This is a genomic window from Streptomyces sp. RP5T (assembly GCF_003933965.1).
Lineage (GTDB): Bacteria > Actinomycetota > Actinomycetes > Streptomycetales > Streptomycetaceae > Streptomyces.
The window spans coordinates 1-2,966 of sequence record NZ_RSAJ01000822.1 but is presented as its reverse complement, the minus strand read 5'-3'; the positions used below and the strand labels follow the sequence as shown (position 1 = coordinate 2,966).

At 67.4% G+C, this 2,966-nt stretch carries 3 protein-coding genes and 1 pseudogene; 3 read left to right on the top strand and 1 reads right to left on the bottom strand.

The window, feature by feature from the left end:
- Positions 1-93: 93 nt before the first annotated feature.
- Both EHS43_RS41570 and EHS43_RS41565 read left to right on the top strand, forming a co-directional pair.
- Complete coding sequence (locus tag EHS43_RS41570; RefSeq protein ID WP_125195683.1) at positions 94-390, top strand: hypothetical protein; 297 nt, start codon at positions 94-96, stop codon at positions 388-390.
- A 504-nt stretch (positions 391-894) separates the two neighbouring features.
- A pseudogene (locus tag EHS43_RS41565) lies at positions 895-1,457 on the top strand (cysteine hydrolase family protein).
- A gap of 218 nt (positions 1,458-1,675) precedes the next feature.
- Here the strand turns inward: EHS43_RS41565 and EHS43_RS41560 are convergent.
- Complete coding sequence (locus tag EHS43_RS41560; protein WP_125195682.1) at positions 1,676-2,122, bottom strand: peptidase inhibitor family I36 protein; 447 nt, start codon at positions 2,120-2,122, stop codon at positions 1,676-1,678.
- A gap of 140 nt (positions 2,123-2,262) precedes the next feature.
- Here EHS43_RS41560 and EHS43_RS41555 point away from each other — a divergent pair.
- The coding region (locus tag EHS43_RS41555) for an ArsR family transcriptional regulator (protein WP_125195681.1) at positions 2,263-2,966 on the top strand (704 nt) is incomplete at its 3' end.

The following is a 2,966-nucleotide window of genomic DNA, read 5'->3' as shown; positions in this document are numbered from 1 at the left end:
GCGGTGTGCAGACACCGCTCAGCGAGTGGCAGCGGGTGCGGCCACCACCGTGGGGCGCAGGCACAGGCATAGCTCGGTCACGCGCGGAATTGTGTGCGCTGGCGACCCGACGCGCGTCGCGGCGACGACGTGTGCCGGCCGCTGGACTCGATGGCCGAGGTCCACCACCCGGTCAGCAAGGGTGGGGCCGTCACCCCCGATGCCCTCCTGTACTACCGACGCGGCCCGGTCGACGGCGACGGGCCGATGCTGTGGCCGTTCGTCGAGTTCGACCGCGCGACCGTGGGGCCGCAGTGCCTCGCCGTCATCCTCACCTCGTGCGCCCGCCTCCACTCCGATGTGCCCACTGCCCCGGGGCACCGGCCGACGCTGTCGGAGCCGGGGAGTTGAGGGCTGACGGCGGCGCAATCCAGTCTTCCCGCAGCTGCCGTTCTTCCGGGACGGCACCGGCCCCGTCCCATCCAGCCCGGGGGTGGCATGCGCTACTGGGCGTAACTCCCCACGGCCTGCAGGCGTTACACAGGCACGCAGTTGATGGCCGTTCCCCGCGGGCTCCTGCGATCCTCAAAGGGCCCGCTGCTCACCGACAGCGGGCCCTCCGCCGTACGGTCTTGATGCCCCGCATCGCCGCACCTCAGCGGAGGCACTGCGGCGTGGAATTAACCGTAGCCCTACTGGCCAGGAAACTGCCGGTGGCTTCGTATTTGACGGGCGACACCGCTTATCACCAAGTTTGGGACAGCCCTTGGTGATCACAGAGTAAGAAGATGTCGCTGCGAACCGACACCAGTGCGTGCTGTGGCGCGATGCCGCTGAGGATCTCCCAAACCTCCACCTCGGCTCGCTTGATCCACCAGACTTCCTCTTGGTGACCAACGGAGAAGGGACGCAAGCATGGCGAACAGCGCGCTTCTGGTGATGGACGTCCAGCGGGACGTCGTGGCTATCGCCGACGATGGTTCCGGGTATCTGCCGCGCCTGCGCAGTGCGATCGATGGCGCCCGGGCTGTCGGCATCCCCGTGATCTACGTGGTGATGGGGTTACGGCCGGGCAACCCGGATGTCAGCCCCCGCAACAGGGTGATGACAAACATCGTGCGGGCCGGTCTGTTCACCGAGGGCGCCCCTGGCACCGAGATTCATGACACCGTTGCGCCCCAGCAGGGCGACGTGGTGGTTACCAAGAGGCGGGGAGCGCGTTCTCGGGCAGCGACCTCGACTTGGTGCTCAGAACTCGCGATATCGACAGCCTTGTTCTCACCGGCATCGCCACCAGCGCTGTGGTGCTGTCCACCCTGTGGCACGCCATCGACCTGGACTTCGGCCTCACCGTCCTGGCGGATGCCTGCCTCGACACCGATCCAGAGGTACACCGGATGCTCACCGAAAAGCTGTTCCCGCAGTGGGCAGATGTCGTCGCCGTCGAGGACTGGCTCAAAGCCATCGCACCGCAATAACTGAAAGGCCGTCCGGAGTTTCGCCTGCTGGTAAGGCGGCTCCGGCGCTGCCAGTGCCTGGCGACGACCGGCGCGAGCGAGTCCGGAAGTCGACGCCCGCCGGGGCAGCCGGGGCAGTCGTGGCCTCCTACGACCACTACCAACTCCCCGGCGCCACAGCAGCGTCCGCTGGAAGGTGACAACGGCGGCGCTCTGGGGCCCGCCGACCTGTCATCCGGTCAGGAACAGGAAGCGCGCCAGCGGTGGGAGCGGATCTTGGTGTTGAACTCCGAGCCGAAGCCACCGTTCTGCGCCCAGCAGTAGTGGTCACCGGTGTAGTTGGCGCCGGTGTAAAGGACGACCCAGTTGTACGAGGAGGACGTGCCGCGGTTGTAGATCGACCTGACTACCTGGTTGTCGGCCCATGAACACTGGACGTCACCGCTGTACCAGTCCGGGTCGGCGTTGCTCCATGAACAGCGGCTTCCCGTGCCGTTGTTGCCGCTGTAGACGCACACGTTGCCGCTGTTGCACTCCCACGCCTGCGCCGTGGCACTCGCGGAACTCGGTGCGATCAGGCCCAGGGCGGCCGTGGCGAGGGTGAGCGCCGCGGCGACGAGACCCCGGCGGCCCCGACGGGGGGTACGGCTGGGCTTCCGGTCGTGCTCCTGCTCGTACGGGATCATTGCGTACCTCTCTGGTGGACTGCGCCAACTGACCCACGGCTGGCGGGTATTCATGCTTCCCGGCCGCCCATACTGCTGTCATGCTCATGTGAGTCCAGTGACACATCGCAGGTCGGCACCAATACCCCACGGGGAAACGGATGCTCCGCTTTCACTTCACGTCCGAGGACCTCACCAGGGTCAGAGTGGCGACCGAACCGCACGTGCTCTGGGAAATCGCGGTCAGTCTGCACCGGCTTCAGACACGCGAAGGCCGCTGGGCCTACGCACCCTGGTTCCGCACCGCACGCAACTCGTTGCGCCTGGCCGGGCTCGAACGGACCGTGAAGACCTTCCTGTTGCCCCTCTTCCCCCGCGCCAGCTACTTCCCCGACTTCCTGACGCCACCGGAAGGCACCCAAGGACTGGACGCGGGGCTGGAGGCAGTCCTGGCGACCCCGTGCGAGCGGGTCGCGCGTGAGGTCGACACGCTCCACCGGGCCGTCGGAGCGCCGGCCTGGACACGCCGACTCATCGAGCCGGACCTGCGCGAACAACTCGTGAGCGCCCTGCGCGCCTACCACCGTGCCGCGATCGCCCCGCACGAGGAGTGCATCCAGGAACGTCTGCACGCCGAACGCGTCCGGCACGCCCACACCCTGTTCCACGCGGGGACCGAAGGCCTACTGGCCGGACTGGGTCCCACGATTCACTGGCGGCCACCGGTCCTGGAGATCGATCCGTATCCGGACCACCGCGACGTCCACCTCGACGGGCAAGGGCTGCTCCTGATCCCTTCCTACTTCTGCTGGCAGGCGCCCATCGCTCTGGCCGATCCCGGGCTCCCGTCCGTTCTCCTCTACCC

What these genes read in the sequence shown, in the direction of transcription:
- EHS43_RS41560 (WP_125195682.1), bottom strand. Translation starts at nt 2,122, where the DNA reads ATGATCCCGTACGAGCAGGAGCACGACCGGAAGCCCAGCCGTACCCCC.